Origin of the sequence: Anabaena cylindrica UHCC 0172, from assembly GCF_034931625.1 — a bacterium.
GTDB lineage: Bacteria > Cyanobacteriota > Cyanobacteriia > Cyanobacteriales > Nostocaceae > Anabaena > Anabaena cylindrica_A.
Window position 1 is genome coordinate 1 of the sequence record NZ_JAYGGY010000026.1, and the last position, 20,985, is coordinate 20,985.

The 20,985-nt window shown below is 38.9% G+C and carries 14 protein-coding genes; 10 read left to right on the forward strand and 4 right to left on the reverse strand.

What is annotated here, in order from left to right:
* Positions 1 to 914: 914 nt before the first annotated feature.
* Entirely contained in the window at positions 915 to 1,511 is a 597-nt protein-coding gene (locus VB713_RS09285; RefSeq protein WP_323311274.1) for an ImmA/IrrE family metallo-endopeptidase, read from the reverse strand.
* On the reverse strand, positions 1,508 to 1,867 hold the full coding sequence (locus VB713_RS09290; protein ID WP_323311275.1) for a helix-turn-helix transcriptional regulator: 360 nt from the start codon (positions 1,865 to 1,867) through the stop codon (positions 1,508 to 1,510). The genes VB713_RS09285 and VB713_RS09290 overlap by 4 nt, the downstream gene beginning before the upstream one ends.
* 164 nt (positions 1,868 to 2,031) lie before the next feature.
* Here VB713_RS09290 and VB713_RS09295 point away from each other — a divergent pair, with 164 nt between their 5' ends.
* The 4 genes from VB713_RS09295 to VB713_RS09315 all read left to right on the forward strand — a co-directional run bounded on the left by VB713_RS09295 (position 2,032) and on the right by VB713_RS09315 (position 6,062).
* Entirely contained in the window at positions 2,032 to 2,505 is a 474-nt protein-coding gene (locus VB713_RS09295; protein WP_323311276.1) for a multiubiquitin domain-containing protein, read from the forward strand.
* Positions 2,480 to 3,664 (forward strand): ThiF family adenylyltransferase, encoded by a 1,185-nt coding sequence (locus VB713_RS09300; protein WP_323311277.1) that lies wholly within the window; start codon positions 2,480 to 2,482, stop codon positions 3,662 to 3,664. The genes VB713_RS09295 and VB713_RS09300 overlap by 26 nt, the downstream gene beginning before the upstream one ends.
* Before the next feature lie 4 nt (positions 3,665 to 3,668).
* Positions 3,669 to 4,097, forward strand: a complete 429-nt coding sequence (locus VB713_RS09305; protein WP_323311278.1) for a DUF6527 family protein — start codon at positions 3,669 to 3,671, stop codon at positions 4,095 to 4,097.
* Between the two features lie 270 nt (positions 4,098 to 4,367).
* On the forward strand, positions 4,368 to 6,062 hold the full coding sequence (locus tag VB713_RS09315) for a hypothetical protein (protein WP_323311280.1): 1,695 nt from the start codon (positions 4,368 to 4,370) through the stop codon (positions 6,060 to 6,062).
* 39 nt (positions 6,063 to 6,101) lie between these two features.
* On the opposite strand, the gene VB713_RS09320 is transcribed toward VB713_RS09315, so the two are convergent.
* Positions 6,102 to 6,353: a hypothetical protein gene (locus VB713_RS09320; protein WP_323311281.1), complete on the reverse strand. Its 252-nt coding sequence runs from the start codon at positions 6,351 to 6,353 to the stop codon at positions 6,102 to 6,104.
* Between the two features lie 372 nt (positions 6,354 to 6,725).
* Here VB713_RS09320 and VB713_RS09325 point away from each other — a divergent pair, with 372 nt between their 5' ends.
* Complete coding sequence (locus VB713_RS09325; RefSeq protein ID WP_323311282.1) at positions 6,726 to 6,899, forward strand: hypothetical protein; 174 nt, start codon at positions 6,726 to 6,728, stop codon at positions 6,897 to 6,899.
* A gap of 246 nt (positions 6,900 to 7,145) precedes the next feature.
* On the opposite strand, the gene VB713_RS09330 is transcribed toward VB713_RS09325, so the two are convergent.
* On the reverse strand, positions 7,146 to 8,600 hold the full coding sequence (locus VB713_RS09330) for an ATP-dependent DNA helicase (RefSeq protein WP_323311283.1): 1,455 nt from the start codon (positions 8,598 to 8,600) through the stop codon (positions 7,146 to 7,148).
* Between the two features lie 98 nt (positions 8,601 to 8,698).
* Here VB713_RS09330 and VB713_RS09335 point away from each other — a divergent pair, with 98 nt between their 5' ends.
* The 5 genes from VB713_RS09335 (at position 8,699) to VB713_RS09355 (ending at position 20,499) form a co-directional block, all read left to right on the forward strand.
* Positions 8,699 to 9,199 (forward strand): hypothetical protein, encoded by a 501-nt coding sequence (locus tag VB713_RS09335; RefSeq protein WP_323311284.1) that lies wholly within the window; start codon positions 8,699 to 8,701, stop codon positions 9,197 to 9,199.
* 618 nt (positions 9,200 to 9,817) lie between these two features.
* Positions 9,818 to 10,684: a tyrosine-type recombinase/integrase gene (locus tag VB713_RS09340; RefSeq protein ID WP_323311285.1), complete on the forward strand. Its 867-nt coding sequence runs from the start codon at positions 9,818 to 9,820 to the stop codon at positions 10,682 to 10,684.
* Between the two features lie 461 nt (positions 10,685 to 11,145).
* Positions 11,146 to 11,907 (forward strand): hypothetical protein, encoded by a 762-nt coding sequence (locus VB713_RS09345; RefSeq protein WP_323311286.1) that lies wholly within the window; start codon positions 11,146 to 11,148, stop codon positions 11,905 to 11,907.
* A gap of 366 nt (positions 11,908 to 12,273) precedes the next feature.
* Positions 12,274 to 15,423 (forward strand): DISARM system SNF2-like helicase DrmD, encoded by a 3,150-nt coding sequence (gene drmD / locus VB713_RS09350; RefSeq protein WP_323311287.1) that lies wholly within the window; start codon positions 12,274 to 12,276, stop codon positions 15,421 to 15,423.
* A 675-nt stretch (positions 15,424 to 16,098) separates the two neighbouring features.
* Entirely contained in the window at positions 16,099 to 20,499 is a 4,401-nt protein-coding gene (locus VB713_RS09355) for an Eco57I restriction-modification methylase domain-containing protein (protein WP_323311288.1), read from the forward strand.
* Positions 20,500 to 20,985 lie beyond the last annotated feature (486 nt).

Below are 20,985 nucleotides of genomic sequence, written 5' to 3' on the forward strand. Positions count from 1 at the left end.
ACAGAAGTTGTATGAACCAAAATAGCTTAAAAAGGCACAAAGTCAACAGCCTAGGTTGGGGGTGGAGTTCTTGTACTTCATAACACCGGGAAGCGCTGTAATAGCCTCTCTATTTTCCCTCAAACCCACAATTTTTAGCTTGACAAACCACTAGTAGGGGTAAAGTGGGAGCAACGCGAAAATGTGAGATCGGATTTTCTGTCTCAATTACCAGGGCTTATTGCCAATAAACAGAGGTCGAAGTTCCATGTTTTTGGCTTTTCTAGGTAGCGATCCCTAAGGATCACTGAGTGCAAGGCACACGCTTCGCGAACGCTATCGCTGAAAAATTACGTAAAATATATTACCAATTTTTCGCACCTCACAAAATCGCGTTGCTCCCCTTCAGTGGTGGGGTTTTCACCCACATCTCCGGGTTAGTTGTAAACATTTTGGAGGTATTACCTCCGCGTGTTCACCCAAGGTTATGTATTCGCCTTGGAACGAATCGCACAGACAAGATACGCGCAAAATTTATCACGACGTAAAGTTTTATAAAGTAGTCATGTATTTATGTCTTTCAAACATTGCCTAGTTTGAGTCAATTTAGGCAATGTTTAACAACTAATCTTTGCAATCATCAGGGTTTGGGGCGTTTGTATGATGAGGTATTAGCTTCCGTTTTAGGCAATGAATAACTCTCTCAAAGAAACAGACCTTTGGCAGTGGTCACTTTTGGCTCACCGCAGTTCGCTACATCTGTTGTGAGTGAAAAGCTTCCAAGCCAAGTATTTCACACCAAAAGGCGGAATTTTTCATCAATAGTTGCTATACCCCGGAGATAGTCTGCTTGTTACGGAACTGAGCTGCATGACGCGCTCACTATTAGATATGCTGGAAATTGTTAAGAATATTCAGGACAGGAATAGCCATAGCTATGCTTGACGAGATAGCTGCTTCTCTACACCCGTTATGCGTAATCGGTACTTGTACAATTCCTTACTTACACCGAAGTAATCAGCCGCAGCTTCAATATCCATCTTCTGACGATGAGTGGCAGCGATAGCAGGTCTAGGAAGTAAGAGACAAGCACCTAACCAATCGGCTTCAGCTTCCTGGCGCTTATCAAATGTACGAAAGCCTATGCCCGTGCTATCAGATACGATAATCTGGCACGATTCATGCTTAAGAAAGATGTGAGCCATCTCGTGCATCAGATCATTGGCTTGGCGGGCAACTGAATGAGACGGATTGAGTACGATAATATCTTTTGTTCCTGACCGGACAGCAACAGCAGACCATTCATCGCCCTCTGATGATTGAAGGTAACGAAGCGTTTCACGAGGTAAGCCTGGCACATTGGCGAGTTCCCAAATAAATACATTTAAATACTTTGCGAGTTCGCGTGCAGGCAATGGGTCTGTATCTTTCAGACCTAAATGTGACCTGACCTGAATCGCAGTGTTCTCACATCGTGATTTAAAACCCCTCACGAACAGTGCTTCATCCCCTTTTGATGTTGGGCCGATCATTCGTCATCCTCTGCCACGGCAGCTTGATGAATAGCAAGAATTAATGCACCCAAATGTTGCGCGGTCTTTGGACTCATTGTCTTGCCTGCCTTAAAGTGAGCGAGCATTACCGTTTGGTTAGGTTTGGATGCAGTTTCTGTTTCTCCATGCTCCTTGTAACCAAGAATTTCTCCAGGATCGACTCCGAGCCAGGCACAAATTTTTGTAAATGAGTCTAGATCAGGCTGTTTCCCTGCCTCTACCCGTGATAGCGTTGCGGCACTGATATTCATTTCTGCTGCAACTTGTCTCATTCCTCTGCTACCCCTTTGTTTCTTAATAAGGGGTCCAAGTTGCTCAAGTGTAAGCCGTGCCATAAAAAGTCCTTTTGTTTTGTTTCACTATTGCAACAGTGTTGCATTTTTGATACAATAGATTTGAATCACTGAAGCAACGTTGTTGCAGAGATGGAATAGTTTCACTCTATCACGATTAGCATCAGGGGTTTGTATTGCATTACCTATTTAGGTGTGAGGATTTAATGATGAACGAAAAAGAGCATAACCATGATATGGGGCATAGCAAAGTCCGCGTCCATATAGATCGTAAGCAGTACGAGTCGCCGAATCCAACAACAGGTTCGGCACTTTATGTACTTGGGTACATTCCTCATGGATTCGAGCTGTTTCAGGAGGTAGAGGGAAAGCAGGAAGATAAAGTCATCCCGAATGATGGAAATGAGATTCATCTCAAAGAAGACGAGCATTTCTATAGCACTAAAGAATTCAAGATCATCGTGAACGGTCGTCCCAAAGAGGTTACTTCAAAAGAATTATCGTTTACCGAGATCGTCTCTTTGGCATTTAGTAATCCGCCAACAGGCCAAAACATCCTTTTCACAGTTACATACGAAAAAGGCAAAGGCAGCAAGCCTGAAGGAACTCTAGTCGAAGGACAATCAGTACACATTAAAAATGGGATGATCTTCAATGTCACAGCAACTGATAAGTCGTAGCATTGACTTAAAGCGTCTACAAGATGAAGGCTTTGATCTGGAGATCAACTCAGGCTATCTACTGGTCAAAAATATTCCGTATTTAAACTCCAACCGAGAAATCAAATACGGGATGCTTGTTTCAGAATTGACTCTTGCTGGCGATGTAACCACTAAACCTAGTACACACGTTATTGAGTTTGGCGGTGATCATCCTTGCCATAAAAACGGGACAGAAATAACTCAGATCAAACATGCGAGTACAAGAAAGCAACTCACTCAGGGAGTTGAAGTTCAACATACGTTTTCAAGCAAACCTCCTCAAGGCTATTCAAACTATTATGAAAAGCTGACTACGTATATCGCTATTATTTCTAGTCCTGCACAAGCAATTGATCCGGCTGTCACAGCAAAGAATTTCTCAGTTATCCAATCGGAGGAAGGAGAATCGCCATTCTGTTATCGTGATACCGCATCAAGTAGGGCGGGTATCAATCTAATTTCTCAGAAATTAGCACTGGAAGATGTTGCTATTATTGGCTTAGGTGGAACGGGAACATACGTGTTGGATCTAGTAGCCAAAACTCCTGTCAAAAGAGTTCATCTATTTGATGGAGATAAATTATTTCAACATAACGCATTTAGGTCTCCAGGTGCGCCATCAATTGATGAACTGAGGGAAATTCCTTATAAGGTAATTTACTTCAAGGAACTGTACTCCAAAATGCATCAAGGTATTGTTCCTCATGCTTTCTATATTGAGGATGAAATAAGCGTTAATTATTTAAAGGAGATGAAGTTTGTATTCCTTTGCCTTGATAGAGGTACAGCAAAAAAACTAATTATTGAAAAATTAGAAGAATTTGGCATTCCTTTCATTGATGTTGGAATTGGTGTGAATTTAGTTGATGAATCGTTAGGGGGGATACTAAGAGTCACGACTAGCACTATAGAACAGCGTGAGCATATAAATAAAAGAGTTTCTTTTTCAGACAATAACGGTAACAACGACTATGCTCAAAATATTCAGATTGCTGATCTGAATGCTCTTAATGCAGCCTTAGCTGTAATAAAGTGGAAAAAAATATTTGGATTCTATCGAGACTTCAACGGGGAACATAATACTACATATACCATAGATGGCAATACACTAATTAACGAAGACCAGTTAGAAGGCTGAAACAGTGCTTAGACACGAATTTGTTGAATATATTCCTGATAACCTCAATGACAACACTATCTATGTGTCTATAAAGTTTGGAACCGTAGCTCATAAATGTTGCTGCGGATGTGGAAATGAGGTTTTTACTCCACTAAGCCCAACCGATTGGAAGTTAACCTTTAACGGTAAATCAATTTCGCTTGAGCCTTCGATTGGTAACTGGAGTTTTAAGTGTAAGTCTCATTATTGGATCAGACATAATAATGTTATATGGGCTGCCCAATGGTCGCAAGAAGAGATTGACGCTGCCAGAATATATGATCGTTCTGCAAAAGAGAAATACTTTGGAGATGCTTCTAGCAGCGAACCCACAGAGAAACAACAGAACTATAAGCAAAAGCAAAGTTTTTGGATGCAACTAAAACAATGGTGGTTGCAGTGTTGGAAGTGACTTTAATGATACAAGGATGATGTAGCCCTCAATCTGCATCTCTAGGATGGCGCGGCTCCAACCATTTTGGGTGGTCTGCTGGATGTACGAACCCCGCTGCTCTAGCACTTTTACGTGATCCAGCAAGACACAGTTATGTCGCAAAGGAATTTGTGCAGCAGCCTGCTGCACACTAAGGACTTCTAAAAATGAAATGGGTTATCTTTATCTGTACTGTTATAACAGGATTGATGACAAATAATATAAAGCACATCATTTATAGTATTTGATATGGCATTACTTAACTGGTTCCAGTATTCAGACCGTGAAGAATCACCCTATAACCCTACTAATGGCAGCACAATTACCCTTGAGAGTTTTTGGGTAAAAGAAGAAGGTAAATTTGATGCAGTAGATTGGCAACGTGAAGAATGGTTGACTAAATCCGCACTTGTCCCAATTGAACAGTTAAATGAGGCTGCTATAAAAATTAAATCACCTGATGATTTAAAGTTCCATATTGGATGGGATTATGATGATAAGTTTAATTTTGGTAACTTTACTCAATATGGAGAAATTGAGTTATTTCCTTTATACAATTTAATAAAGCATCCAATAAATCAGGATTATCAAATTGAATTGAGTCGTGAATTTACTATTTATCACGCATTAGAAAAAAGACATCAAACACAATATTATCATCCAGTTGACCAAATTCTTGTAGCTGAAACCAAGCTTGATTCTCATGCTATTTATGATCCAACTGCCAGAGTAGCTATTCATCGTGATTATTTACGTGACTTTTTAGCAGAGCAGGAGATGGGACTACTTATTGCTGTCATTGCGGATCGCTTTGCGAATGCAGGTACAGAAGAAGAACTTGAGCTTGAGCAAATTGAGGATAAACAAATTGATGAATTTACATGGCTCTCAACAATTATTCATCCGCCTGAACATACTCATCATAGTTTTTTCCGTGGACGTTCTATTTTTAGGCGTAATTTTATAATTAAGCCCTATGACAAACCTAAGTATGAACGTACTCCGTGGTATTATTTTGGGGAAAAATCTATTGATGAAGACCAACTCCCGAAATTTAAAATCAACGACGAAGGTGAGGAAAAACCTCTACCCCAAAATACTTTTCTTGGAAATTACATTGATAAAGGTATTGGGAAGTATGGGTATTTATATTTTCGTACAGCAGTTTTGCAAAAGTATCTCCATACCCCTGGATATAATGTATTTTTTCATATGCGAAATTGGGGAGTAGCTTCTTTACCAGGTGACAGAGGTACGATTGATGTAGGCATGAATTCTCAAGGACTGGTCAATGCTTTTGCTCCTGATATTGCTGATTTAAACCCATCAGAACAAGCTTATTGGGCATCGTTTTCATCTATACCAAGTGGTGAAATCTGTGAAGAGATGTTCCAGACCAGAATGCAAAGTGATCCACCTAATTCACCTGGAGTAGTTGATTTAATTCGGGAGGTATGCGCTCAACTTAGCAGTGTTTTTAAAAAGCATTTTTCTGTTGAATTATCGAACGAGATAGAACCGAGTAGTCAAGAATTATCTATGTTGAGTGTCGGACCAATTAACAATCAATTTACTGAGGTTTCTGCTCTTGCCCAAATCCTTTACGGATGGGTTATTGAAACAATGCAAACCAAGGCTCTCAGAACTACTTTAAAAACATTAGGTGGAGCAGTTGATGACAAATGGAGACAGATAAAACTTTTAGAAGAAATTTTGACGATTAAGGAATCAGATAAAACTAAAGCTCGCAATATTACTGCACCTTTAGCTGGGTTGAACGATCTTCGTGTAGGGTCTGCTCACATTGGTAGCCCTAAATTCGAGGCTGCTTTTCAATTAATTGGAATAACTGGAATGCCCAAGACACCAAGAGAGGGCTGGAATTTGTATGTTGATGCTGTAACAAAATCTTTAACCTCAATTTCAAGTATTTTAGATAGTTAAATCTTTCTAGCTTAGTGGTGCAGAAAACTTTTGGGAGTATCAAGAAGAGAAGATTGTGACACGGGAGAACTCAATTTGTTGTTCTATGTGCGTTCGTTTTTTGAGTGAAGCAGTAGCAGGTAGAGGACTCTTTCGAGGTAAGGTAACTAATCGGGGAATTAGCAGACGTTGATAACACAAGCGTTGAATTTTGCGTAATCCTAATTGTAAAAAACTTAATCCGCGTTGGCTATGCCAGTCGAGGATTTTGCGCCGACCTTCATGGACGACAACTAGTGTGACTTGAACCATAAGTTGAGCAAAAAGCTCATTTTATGTTTCAAGTCACAACTAGAGCAACGGCAATGGCAGATTTACTCCTGTTACTCCTGAAATTGCCAAAGTCCTCCGTCAGGCAAAACTGACTGCTGCTGAATGGAGAATCTGGAGCTACCTAGCGTGTTAATTCTGAATCCCTTATCCCATAAGACTTCATGCACAAAATGTGTCGCATATTTTTATGAGAAAGTGCCTGAAACAGATGTTTTCGGTGTTACCTACGGTAACACCAATAATTTTCCGGACAATCCCTCCAAAAATACACAGAATTAACACACTAGGAGCTACCTGATTGAAATTGAACCTTGGGGAGATGTCTATCAGGATATTGACACCTTAGCAGTTATGACAGAGTGCCAAGTGAGCAAAGCTACATACTACAGAGCGATCGCCAAAATTCGATCTCTTGGACAATTTGGTTTTTACGAAAAACTGAAAATGCCTGGAAGCGGTGAACGCACTGACCATGATAATTGCGAAGTCCAGCAACTTCAGGAGGCAGGAGGAACCCACGTTTAAAAACGTGGGATTGAAGTAAGGACGCTTTATACCTCGCGCTGCGCGTCTCGGTATAATTCTTTTTATGAACTGGGCTTTAGACCCAGAACTAAAGTTTCAATTAATACTCCTAACCTCCTGCCTTTTTTTGTAAGCAAGAGATTGAAGCAATTTCTCCCGAAGAATGGATGAAAATGTCCAATCAATATTTAGACCAATAACCCGAATACACAGAAAATTAATTCTCTCAAATTCCCCAAATTATGGTCATCCCCGAATTACCAAAATTCTTTGTCTAGCCCGTGAACTAGAAACATAATACAACCGATTAAACTCCTTAATTTTAGCTAGAATTGATTTACTATCATCTCTGCGTTCTTGATTCAGCCGCTTTCTCAAATCTTGACCATCAATACCCGCTTCCAAGAAAGTGCTACCTTGACTATTGTGAACAGTCAATGCAAAACAGTTTCTGATATTAGCAAACTGCTCTAAATGTTTATAGTATTGCTTCCAAAGAAAGGGATTGCGCTTGGCGCTTTTGAGCAACCGTTGAGTTTCTTGTTTAAATCGTTTCTCTTCATCTTCATGTAAAACGTAGACTTGACGTACAATTCCCTCATCTGTTTCTACCTTTAACCTCCAAGTATCATAGTTGTTATAACGGTCTTCCAGCACAGCTAAAACAGTAAATTCTGTAGATGTGGAAAGAATGGCAGTTTTCCCATCAGGAGCCATGATTGGGTCTTTAGTAATTAATCGTTCTCCAGAGATAAATCTATTGGCATTCTCACCATATAAATATCTACGAATCTGCTGATTATAAAAGTCTACTTGAGCATTCGTCCAAGATAAAATGCGGAAACAATCTGGATTATGAGCAAATTGTTGAGATATCTTTTTGTAGGCATAGCGCAGTAAAGTTTGCCGTTTAACCATCAGCGCCCCGTTACTTTTATCAGGTAGATATTTAGAAAATGGTGCAAATGGCAATTTACTTTTAGTCACTGCATAGCGAGAAGCTGTGACAAACTCCAGCAAGGGACTATCAATTCCTTGGCGGACAACTTGAGTTAATACTGCTTTATTTGCTACTTGAAAACTAGGGGATTTTCCTTCATTGACTGGATTTAATTGGGCAGGGTCGCCCATGAGAATAATTTTGATTTTTGTCCAGGTAGATGATTCATTAGCCACATTTTCAATCCAGCGCCACAGTTGTTTACCAATCATGGAACATTCATCAATAAAAACAACATCAAATAAGTTGATGTAACAGGGTCCTATTTGGTCAAGTATTTTCTCTTTACCTCTAGTCACCATTCCTAGTCCTAGTAATTGGTGAATAGTAAAGAACTCTACGCCAGTTACCCCGTTTTCTGCTGCCATTCGTTGCAGGACACCTACAGCTTTATTCGTAGGTGCAGTCAAGACAACTCGTTTACCTGTAGCCACGAGAACTTTAACGAGTTGGAAAACTATTGTTGATTTACCTGTGCCGGCATATCCTACTAATAGAAATAAAGCAGCCGTGACAGTTGGTTGTACAAAAGTCCACATTTTATCTAAAGCTTTTTGCTGCTGTTGATTAAATTGAAATGGAAAAGAATTTGTGGTCAGGAAAGTAGGAAGAGTTTGGAGCATAATCGCTACATTAATTCCATTAATTGATCCATTCAATGCAGCGATAGCTGTTGGTTTTGGTTCACAACAAAACAACACTCCTTCTAGTATCAAAAACCTGTAGAAGCGGTGCAATGGAATTATTCAGGGCTGTTGTAAAATTTGTATAACTACCAATTTAAAACAGGGGATGTACTATGGCGAGAAAGTCTAAGGATTTTAAGGAGTTGATGCAAGAAAAACAGAATTCCCAGAATAAGCAGAAAAATATGCAAGCACTTATCCAAAAAATTCAAGAAGAGGGTGTATTTGGGGAATTAGACTTAAAGATTGCGATAGAACGCAAGGGGGTTGAAAAAATGTCTGATGTTATTAAACAGTTTATTGCTCCTTATTTTGATACTATACAAAATTTGTCACAATATCAGAGTTTATTCACTTTGGGCGTAGTAGCCTGGAACGCTTCGTTGATGTCTGAATCAGAACAAGAAGAAATAGTTGAGACTTTCTTGAAACAAAGTTTAACCACAGATGATCCGCGAATTCAACAACAGACTAGAGAAATTATTGCTGAACTCATCGCTAGAAAACATCAGCATTTTTATCCCATTCAGCGGTTAGTCATAAATTTTGAAATCAGAAAGGAAGGGCGAAGATATGATATTTCTGTTGCTTCAACACAGTTGAAAACCGACTGACAGAAGGCATTAACCTCCTGCCGTGTTTGTTATCCAAGGCAGGAGTTAGGTTAGGGGGCAGGAGGGAAGCCAATACCGTTCGGTTATGATATTATCAGTTTATCAGGTTGTATTTTTAGTCAGTAAGTACCTGGACAGAATTAATTACATATTAATTATTTTGCTTACTCTGAGCATATGTGGAAGGGTGAAAATACGCTTATAGCGGTATACACTTGGGTGAGATACAGTCAATAAATCGCAAAACCTGTAGGGGCGGGGTTTCCCCGCCCTAGATTGTATTGCATCCGACCGATAACCGCTATATTGAACTATCATTAAAACAAAATGTGTTGTATCAAACTTAATAGCATAAAATCTATTTTATGCAGAATTATACGATAATGTTATATGATAAATAAACAGTTTGTTGTCATTAAGTAATTTTTGAAACAATGTACTGTACAGCTACATATAGTTTTCTGCTTAGTATGATATATACATAATTAGATATTTATCAAATTTGTTAATACTGGACAAGACGCTAGAAAAAGATTATTCTTAAAAACCGCCAGTTTGACATAATGCTACTAATGTCAAACTCAAATTTCTAAGAAATAGAACAAAGGTACTAACTAGATGCACGCTTTAACTATTGCACAACCAACTGAAATTAACCAATATGCAAATAAATCTATTGATTTATTACTTAATATGTGGCTACATGGTAAAAGTCAAGCTACTCAGGACAGTTACAAGCGCGTTGCTAATAAGTTTTTAACAGCGATAGATAAGCCATTGGTTAATGTTGGTTTAGATGATTTACAGCAGTGGGTGGATTCTTTAAGTTCTAATGACAACACTAAAAAAACTTATAGCCATATTATTAAGAGTCTAATTAGCTTTGTATATGAGTTAGGGGTGATTAAGTATAATGTTGGCAAACCTCTAAAAACTCCTAAACCTAAAGACGCTTTAACAGAACGGATACTAACTGAACAGGAAATAACTATACTGATTCACAGTGAGAATAATATCAGGAATAAACTGATCTTAAAGATGTTGTACTACTGCGGGTTACGTGCTACTGAGTTAAGCGGTTTAACTTGGGGGGATTTATCAGAACGTGGTGATGAGAACGGTCAAGCTACTATATATGGTAAGGGTAGTAAAACTAGGGTGGTGATTATTCCCAGTAACTTGTATAAGGAATTGGAACAGCTTCGGGGTGATGGTGGTAAAGGAGATTCGGTGTTCCGTAGTAGACAGGGTACAGGGCATTTAACCAGGGCTATGATCTGGAAAATAGTTAAAGAAGCTTCACTGAGAATAGGTTTACCCGCACCTAGTCCCCACTGGTTACGTCACGGACACGCTTCACACTCATTAGATAGAGGCGCACCTATTCATCTAGTTAGTCAAAGCTTAGGACACGCTTCCGTTGCTACTACTTCCAGATACTTACACGCTAAACCTAGTGATTGTAGTAGTTTGTATTTGGGGTAAGCTTTGAGGAGCAATGGTTGTAGAGTTTTCGTTCACAAAACTTTACATCATGTCCTATTTTGCACAAACCCCGGTTATACCCAGGGCTGTTTCATTCGTTCAGGAGGGTACATTTGTCAATATCTTTAGTGATAGTTTTTGAAACAAAATTGATGTGAATCTCACATAATTGATTCAAAAATCACAAATTTTCCCCCATAAAATCACATTGATCGCCAAAATCGAATCTTGACATTATGCAACTTTTGGGGAATGAAACAGCCCTGCGGTTATACCCCTAATGATGTTGGCTCAAAAACCAGAAAAATACATTGACTTTTTAGAACTATTGGCACAACGGATGAAGGATGAGGAGGTAAGGTAAACAAGAAGGACAAAAGTCTCTAAAACCTTTGTCATTTAATATCAATGACATACACGAATATATCAGCAATTCAATAATTAAACTTAATTTATATAATTTGACAATAGAAGATAATTTACATATAAATGGACGAGAAATTCGAGATGACAAGAGATTTTTACCTGACCCAACAGAACGTCCATGTACTTTCGTAGACACCCAAACTATGAGAGATTTTATAGAAAAGCCTACGCATACAGTTCGCCATTATAAATGTATTAGAGTAATTGACTGGAATGGAGAATTAATTTTATCAATTTTTCTTAGGATTGTAAGAATAGGACAAAATCTATTTATAGAATCTAGTTACTATCTTCTTCCTCCCTTAAGGGATTATTACCGTCAATTTGATAATATTTTACCAGAAGCAACGTCACGAGAACTAGGGTTAATAGTAATACAATCTATATTTAAAAGTATATTTTATTGGCTTTTGTCACCATTTGCAGTATTGCACAGGTTTAACAGCTTAAGGAAGGAAAGGAGACAACGACAGATAATCAGACATTATATTAATAGAAATCCAAATTTTAACTATGGTGCAACCAACAGCCTTCGTGAAAGAGTAAGTTCTTCTGAGTATCGACAGTATTTTCAACAACTTGATCAAGAAATGTACTTAAAAATTATTGAACAGCAAATTATAGATAGTATTAAAACGTTTTTAGAAACCAAAAATATTGATACTTCAGATTTTCAGCAGGCACGATCTCAAATACTAAATTATGGTTTAATTGTCTCTGGTGGTATTATGGAAGCCAAAAACCTTGCTGTAGGAGAAAACGCAAAGTCAATGACTACTTACAAGGCAATACTGTAGCCAATTTACGAGGGTGAGATGATGACGCTTTAATCATTAACTCCCATTTATCTGAGGCTTGGCAAAAACAATCAGTCCTAATAATTCCTTTAAGGTTTCCCGCTAGGTTTTTTTAATGTATTGAAAGCAGGATAAGGGTTTCAGATTCCAAACCATCTTTTTATAGAAACGCTTATGTATGCTTATTTTTGCCCGTTTTGCCAAGAATGGTCAAGGCTCTTTTTTTGGCTACAGTATTGGTTAATAGACCAATTAAGTATGGATGCCATACAATATTATTTACACTCATTTACTTCATATGATGTGTATTTAAATGCTAAATTACCAACAGGCTAAACACCAGACTCATTTTATCTTGAATTACTTATGACCGTAGTTAGAGCTATTCCCGAACAAGGTCAACTGGTGAATGTGCGATCGCGTCAATATGTTGTCAGTGATGTTCATCATACCAGCTTACCCACTAACCCCGTGTTGGGTGGAGTGACAAAAACCCAGCATTTGGTCAAACTCTCTTCTGTAGAAGATGATGGTTTGGGAGAAGAACTACAGGTTATATGGGAATTGGAAGTTGGAGCGCATATTTATGAAAAAATGGAGTTACCCCAACCCAAAGGTTTTGACTCACCAGAACGGTTAGATGCTTTTCTCGATGCAGTACGATGGGGTGCAGCTTCCACGGCTGATATTCGCACTGTACAATCACCTTTTCGCAGTGGTATAGATATTGAAGATTATCAATTAGATCCGGTAGTACGGGCAATTCAAATGCCCCGTGTTAACTTATTAATTGCTGATGATGTGGGTTTAGGTAAAACCATAGAAGCTGGTTTAGTAGCCCAAGAATTAATTATCCGTCATCGTTGCCATCGGATTGTCATAGTTTGTCCATCTTCGCTACAAGTGCAATGGCAAGAACAGATGCGGGATAAATTTGGTTTGGATTTTCGGATTGTTGACAGTGCATTAATGAAAGAACTGCGAAGGAAACGGGGTATTCATGTGAACCCTTGGCAACATTTTCCCCGGTTAATTACTTCCATAGATTTTTTGAAACGCGATCGCCCTTTACGTCTCCTCAGAGAAATATTACCAGGTGAAGGGGAATCTCTCTACCCCCGCAGGTTTGATTTATTAATCGTTGATGAAGCCCATAACGTTGCCCCCTCTGGTGGGGGCAAATATGCAGTAGATTCTATGCGAACTGGTGCAATTAGGCTATTAGTTCCCCACTTTGAACATAAGTTATTTTTGACTGCCACACCCCATAACGGCTACCCCGAAAGTTTCACCGCTTTGTTAGAATTGCTTGATTCTCAACGGTTTGCACGGGGGGTAACACCAGACAGGAAACAATTACAGGTGGTGATGGTACGCAGGTTAAAACAGGAAATGCAAAATTGGGACGGTTCACCACTATTTCCTAAACGCCAATTAGCAGCCATTTCTGTAGATTATCCAGCCGCAGAACGTCAAGCCCACGCTGCCTTAAAAAGATATACAGAATTACGCTGCAAGGGCGTTGCAGATAATACAGAAAAATATGCCACTGAATTTGTTTTAAAACTCTTAAAAAAACGCCTATTTTCTTCACCAGCAGCTTTTGCTAGTACCTTAGAACAACACCAACAATCATTAACTACTGCCCGTCGTCGCACAGCATCTAGTTTATCTCGACCCAGTGAAGGAATTTTGCGGCGACAGTTACAAGAAATTGAAGAAGATTTTGCTGATGATGATGTTTATGAAGAATCTACAGATGAAGCAATTACTAATACAACTCGGTTATTTAGAGAATTAAATCCTGAAGAACAAAGTTTATTAACCCAAATGTTGCAATGGGCAGAAACAGCAGCGAGATTAGCTGATGCTAAAGCCAAAGAACTCCTCAACTGGATTCATACTTATATTAAACCAGATGGAAAATGGTCTAATGAAAGAGTAATTATTTTCACAGAATATCGAGCCACACAAAAATGGTTATATAACCTATTAGCGGCACAAGGATTAGTCCAGGAAGAACGGTTAATGACTCTATATGGGGGGATGAAATCAGACGACAGAGAACAGGTAAAAGCGGCATTTCAAGCTCATCCTGATATTTCCCCAGTGCGAATTTTATTAGCTACGGATGCAGCCAGTGAAGGTTTAGATTTACAAAACTTTTGTTCGCGGTTAATTCATTATGAAATACCTTGGAATCCTAACCGCATGGAACAAAGAAATGGGCGGATAGATAGACATGGACAAAAGGCTTCAGAAGTATTAATTTATCACTTTGTCGGTAAAGATTATCAGCAAAATAGCACCCAAGGAATTAAACCGGGAGAACTAGAAGGGGATTTAGAATTTCTCATGCGGGCGGCTTTAAAGGTTAATAATATTCGGGAAGATTTGGGAAAAGTTGGCCCAGTTATTGCTGCCCAAGTAGAAGAAGCAATGATGGGAAAACGGACTATTTTAGATACAACAGTAGCAGAAAAGGAATCAGAACCTGTCCGCCGGATGTTAAAATTTGAGCGTCAAGTCCGGGAACAAATTGAAAAATTACGAGAACAATTAAATGAAACTCGTCAACATTTACGACTAACACCAAATAATATTGAAGCAGTGGTAAAGATTGGGTTGGAATTAGCAGAACAACCAGCGTTAATTGAGGCTAATTTAGCAGAAGTAACCGGGAAAGCTTTTTATTTACCACCTTTGAAAAGTAGTTGGGCAGCTTGTAGTGAAGGGTTAGCACATCCCCATACAAAAGTAATTCGTCCTATTGTTTTTGACCCTGAATTATCCCACGGTCGAGATGATGTAGTATTGGCGCATTTGAATCATCGGTTGGTACAAATGTGTTTACGTTTGTTAAGGGCGGAAGTGTGGTCAAAAGAGGGAAAAAAATCATTAAATCGAGTGACGGCGCGATTAGTTCCTAATTCAGTTTTAGAGACACCTGCGGTAATTGCTTATGGGAGATTGGTAATATTAGGAAGTGACCAACAGCGATTACATGAAGAAGTAATTACGGCGGGAGGTTTATTAAAGGAAGGTAAATTTAACCGCATGGGTGTAATGCAAATTCAAGCAGCTTTATCGGCAGTTTTACCAGATTTAGCACCGGAAAAGATAAGAAAGACTTTAGAAAATTTATGGGATAGTCATGCAGATTTATTAATGCAATCTTTGCAAGTGCGAATGCAAGACAGGGCTAAGAGTTTGCAGCGAGATTTAAGCAATTGGGCGGAAAAAGAAGCGGCGGATATTACTGCTATTTTAACGGAATTGCAACGCAGTATTGAACAAGAATTAAATGAACCGGAGATTAAGCAATTGGAATTGTTTAATACAGCAGAAAAAGAACAGTTTGAGCGTAATGTTAATAGTTTAAAGGTGAGATTGGCACAAATTCCCGCAGAAGTTGAAAGGGAGGTTGCAGCAGTGAAAGCGCGGTTTACAAATCCTACACCTAGACTATTTCCGTTAGCGGTTATTTATTTAGTTCCGCAAAAGTTAGTGAAATAGGGAAAATAAGATCCCCGACTTCTTTTTAAATGTTGTAAATAAATAATAATTAATTAATTAATGTTAGAAGTCGGGGATCTGGGTGGTTGTCAGAAATGGCTCTAGCTTGCGTTTCCCCTGACGTAGGAGTCATACGCCACGCTGCGCGAACAGGATTTACAGGATGTAAGTGTTTTATTGTCTATGAAACATACAGATGGGATGATGACATATAATGAATAAATGATTTGATAATTTAACTAATATTAGTTAACCATGAGAATAACTGTATTTGATAATATCAAATACCACACAGAAAAATTATCAACAACAATCCTGTACATCCTATAATCCTGGAAATCCTGATTCTGACAATTATCAATTACTGGCTATTTTGATAATTATATAAAAGATTTAGATTTGATGTAGGGGTAGGGGTAGCGCCCCCGTGCCTACCCCTATTTATGGGGCAACCACAGGGGGTTTGCCCCTACCTAATTTATTGGTTTAGGTATTTTCAAAATGTTTAATTAATTTTGCTCAGGTACTTAATTACCTCTTCACCTTGTCTAACTTGATCCAGTAATTCTTTCAATTGTATAGTTACTTGGGGTACACTAACATTAATAGTCATTTTGTGTTACCTAACTTTTATTTTCTAATTTATCATAAAGCCCAATTCCCAATTCCCCAATTATGTCTACCGCCCGTCATCATGCTGAATGGTTATCTTTAGTTGAAGCTTCTGGTCCCTTCCTGAGTTTACCCGTACTTTTAAAGGCTTTTCCTACTGGTTTGGATGCCCATGATCCAGAACATTTAAAAATGTTACGGTTAGCTTATCAAGAATGGCAAGATAATCAAAATGGTGTGAAACCAGAGGTAGCAATTCATCGCGCTTGGGTGAATTTTGTTTTACAACAGACTTTAGAATTACCTGATGAAGTGCTATTAAAAGGGCAAAGTATCCCCACAGGTCTTTATGCTAATATTGCCCAACATGGTGAAACTTTACGTCCTGACTGGGTGGTAGTTGAACCTGCACCTCTGGGGGGAAAAGGAGGTGAGGGGAAAGTCCGGTTATTGGTGCAGATAGTCCCCGCAAACCAAAGTCTAGAAAAACCCTTAGCTGATAAGCGTTGGAAAGCTAGTCCTGCAACTCGCATGATGGAGTTACTGCACGCTTGTAATGTGCGGTTGGGGTTGGTGACAAATGGCGAACATTGGATGTTAGTTAATGCACCCAGGGGAGAAACTGCTGGTTATATTTCTTGGTACAGTAGCCTGTGGTTAGAAGAACATATCACTTTGCGGGCTTTTAAAAGTTTGTTGAGTGCTTACCGCTTTTTTAGTGTTGATAATTCGCAAATTTTAGAACAACTTTTAGCTGATAGTCTCACAGACCAACAGGAAGTTACAGACCAACTGGGGTATCAAGTCCGTAAGGCTGTGGAGGTGTTGGTACAGGCTTTAGACCGCATAGACCAAGATAGAAATCGGACTTTATTAACAGGAATTTCCGAAACTCAACTTTATCAAGCGGCGTTAACTATTATGATGCGGTTGGTATTCCTGTTTTCCGCAGAGGAACGGGGTTTGCTATTGTTGGGCGACCCGATTTATGATCTGTATTATGCCGTTTCGACGATTCGGGAACAGTTACAGCAAAAAGCAGATAAGGAAGGGGAGGAAATTTTAGAACGGCGTTATGATGCTTGGTGTCGGTTGTTGGCAACTTTTCGGGCGGTTTATGCTGGTGTAGATCATGATAGTTTAAAGTTACCGGCTTATGGTGGGAGTTTATTTGACCCCGATAGGTTTCCGTTTTTGGAAGGAAGGACGGAGGGGACAAGCTGGGAAACAAGTTCAGCCGCACCTATTCCCGTAAATAACCGGATTGTCTTGCATTTGTTGGAAGCGTTGCAGATATTACAAATTAAAGTCGCGGGAACTGTAGAACCACGCAGGTTATCTTTCCGGGCTTTGGATATTGAACAAATTGGTCATGTGTATGAAGGGTTACTTGACCATACGGCAGTTAGGGCAACTGCGCCGGTGTTGGGACTGGTGGGGACTAAGTATCAAGAACCGGAAATTGAGTTAGGGGAATTGGAAACACTATGGCTTCCCTCAGTGCAAGTTGAGGATGGGGAAGAATTAAGTCAAAATGGGGATAGGGAGACGGGTAAGTTTAATAATGATACAGAGACAGTCCAGACTTGTACTGAGAGTAGTCGAAGTATGCCCAGTCCACAAGATGGGAAGATGCCTATTACAAAGGCTATACTAGAAGATAATCCTGATTTGATTAAATTTCTCAAAAAAGCTACTGGCAGGTCAGAGACGGCTTTAAAAAAGGCTTTCCAGGTGGAATTAACTAGCTATGAGGAACAACGTTTATTAACTGCTTGTAATAATGATCTGGATTTGTTTAACCAGGTGCGTCCTTTGGCAGGGTTGGTGCGGTTGGATACTTTGGGTTATCCGGTGGTGATTCCGGCTGGTAGTATGTATGTGACTCAGGGGACTGATAGAAGGGAAACGGGAACTCACTACACACCCCGGAATTTAACTGAGGAAATTGTTAAATATACTTTAGAACCTTTGGTATATGAGGGTGTAGCGGAGGGGAAACCGCAGCAGGAATGGCAACTTAAATCTGCGGCTGAGTTATTACAGTTGAAAATATGCGATATGGCTATGGGTTCGGGGGCGTTTTTGGTGCAGACTTGTCGCTATTTGGCGGAAAGGTTGGTGGAAGCCTGGGAAAATGCGGAAAAGGCCAATCCTGGTAAGGTGGTGGTAGCGCCGGAGGGTACGCTGTCAAAATCTGTACCGCAGGAGTGCGTAATTCCCAAGGAGGCTGATGAACGCTTGACGGTGGCGCGGCGGATTATTGCGGATAGGTGTTTGTATGGGGTGGATAAAAATCCGTTGGCGGTGGAAATGGCGAAGTTATCTTTATGGTTGATAACGTTGCAAAAAAACCGTCCGTTTACGTTTTTAGATCATGCTTTTAAATGTGGTGATTCGTTAATTGGTGTGAGTTTAGAACAGTTGCGTTATTGGAATTTAGATATTACTGGAACACCGGAATTATTTGCAGAGGAAATTCGCCGAGAAATTGATAAGGTGGTGGAATTACGGCGAGAAATTGCGGCTTTACCTGTGTTGACTCCAGAAGACCAAAATCGCAAGGCGTTTTTATTGACAAAGGCTGAAGCAATTAGTTTTGATTTACGTCAAGGTTGTAATTTATTGGTGGGGAGTTATTTGAATAATTGGAATGAGAAGGAAAGGGAAGGTTTAAGAAAAACTTTATTAAATTCGTTTCGGGAGGGTGCGGATATTCCTGATGGTATGGGTAAGGCTTTACCTGATTTTGATAAGTTGCGTCCGTTTCATTGGGAGTTAGAATTTCCTGAAGTTTTTATTGATAGTTCTTTATCGTTGGTTGCTAATTCTTCGAGTTCTCAAAAATCAAAGTCGTCAAAATCAAAATCTACCAATTCTTCATTACCAACTGGTACTGAACGACGTGTACTGAGCGAAGTCGAAGTAAGTCGAAGTGTTCCCCATTCCCTCAAAGGTTTTGATGCAATTGTGGGAAATCCGCCGTTTATGGGTGGTAAGAAAATTACTGGTAGTTTGGGTACAGAATATCGAGATTTTATAGTTAAATGGCTTGCAAAAGATAAAAAAGGTAATGCTGATTTTTGTGCTTACTTTTTCTTAAAAGCTAAACATTTATTAAATGAAAATGGTGGGTTTGGGTTAATTGCTACTAATACGATTTCTCAAGGTGATACAAGGGAAGTAAGTTTAGACCAGTTAATAGAAGATTGTATCATTTATCGGGCTGTACCTAGTAGAACTTGGCCGGGTATTGCAAGTTTAGAAGTGGCTTATGTTTGGTTGAGAAAAGGTAATTGGAATGGTGATTTTATTTTAGATGAAAAACCTGTTAATGGAATTACAGCATTTTTAACAAATCCTGGTAAAACATCTGGTAATCCTTATCAGTTAGCAGCAAATCGAGATAAATCTTTTCAAGGGTCAAATGTACTGGGATTAGGTTTTACTATGTCTCCAGAGGAAGCGGAAGCATTAATTGAAAAAGATGCTAAAAATAAAGATGTATTATTTCCTTATTTGAATGGTGAAGATTTGAATACAAATCCTGATCAGTCTCCTAGTCGTTGGGTTATTAATTTTAAAGATTGGCCTTTGGATGCTGAACATGATGATCCTAAAAATCCTAAAGGTAAACCTTATGCAAGTGATTATCCTGATTGTTTAGCAATTATAGAGGAAAAAGTAAAACCGGAAAGAGATAAATTAGGCTTAAAATCAGATTCTTCAGCAAAAGGTTATGCAAAATATTGGTGGCTTTATGGAAGAAGAGGTCTAGCACTTTATAGTGCGATCGCAAAAATAAAAAGAGTTTTAGTTGTTAGCCAAACAAGTAAATATCACAGTTTTGCTTTTGTTAGCAATAGTATGGTTTATTCTCATAAACTTGTAGTTTTTTCTAATGATAACTATATAGATTTTGCAAAATTATCTTCAACTATACATATAGAATGGGTGTTAAAATACGGTTCTAGTTTGGAAACACGCCCTGTATATACTCCCTCAGACTGTTTTGAAACATTCCCCTTCCCCACATCAACCGCAAACCTAGAACAAATAGGCGAAAAATATTACACTCACCGCCAAAATATCATGTTAACCCGTCAAGAGGGATTAACCAAAACCTATAACCGTTTTCACAACCCCGACGAAACCAACCCAGACATAGAACAATTACGCACATTACACATAGAAATGGATAACGCGGTAGCTGCTGCTTATGGTTGGGAAGATATAGAATTAGATCATGATTTTCATGATACAAAACAAGGAATCCGTTTCACCATTTGCGAAAATGCGAGACGAGAAATATTAGATAAATTATTAGAATTAAATCATCAAAGATACGCGGAGGAAGTCGCCGAAGGTTTGCATGATAAAGGGAAGAAAAAAGCGAAAGGTGGGGGGAAGAAGAAGGTACAGGAGGAAGTGAATAATGATGTTAAACAGATTGAGATGTTTTAGGGAATGGGGAAATTGTCTGATAGCGTAGCGTGGCGTTAGCCATATCAGGATATCCAGGATTATAGGATTTACAGGATGTTGTTGATAAATTTTCTGTGTGGTGTTTGGTAATTGTTAATTGTCTGAATCAGGATTTCCAGGATTATAGGATTTTCAAGATGTAAGTGTTTTATTCTCTATGAGAAATACAGATTTGAGGATGATATATAATGAATAAATGATTTGATAATTTATCTGCTATTATTGATTGACTACTAGGGTAACTTAATTTTATTATAATCTCAAATATTCACAAACAAATTACCAATAACATCCTGTACATCCTTAAATCCTGGATATCCTGATTCAGACAAAAAAATCAAAAACACTACACAACCAAACATCAAACTACATCCTGTAAATCCTTAAATCCTGGACATCCTGATTCAGACAAAAAAATCAAAAACACTACACAAGCAAACATCAAACTACATCCTGTAAATCCTG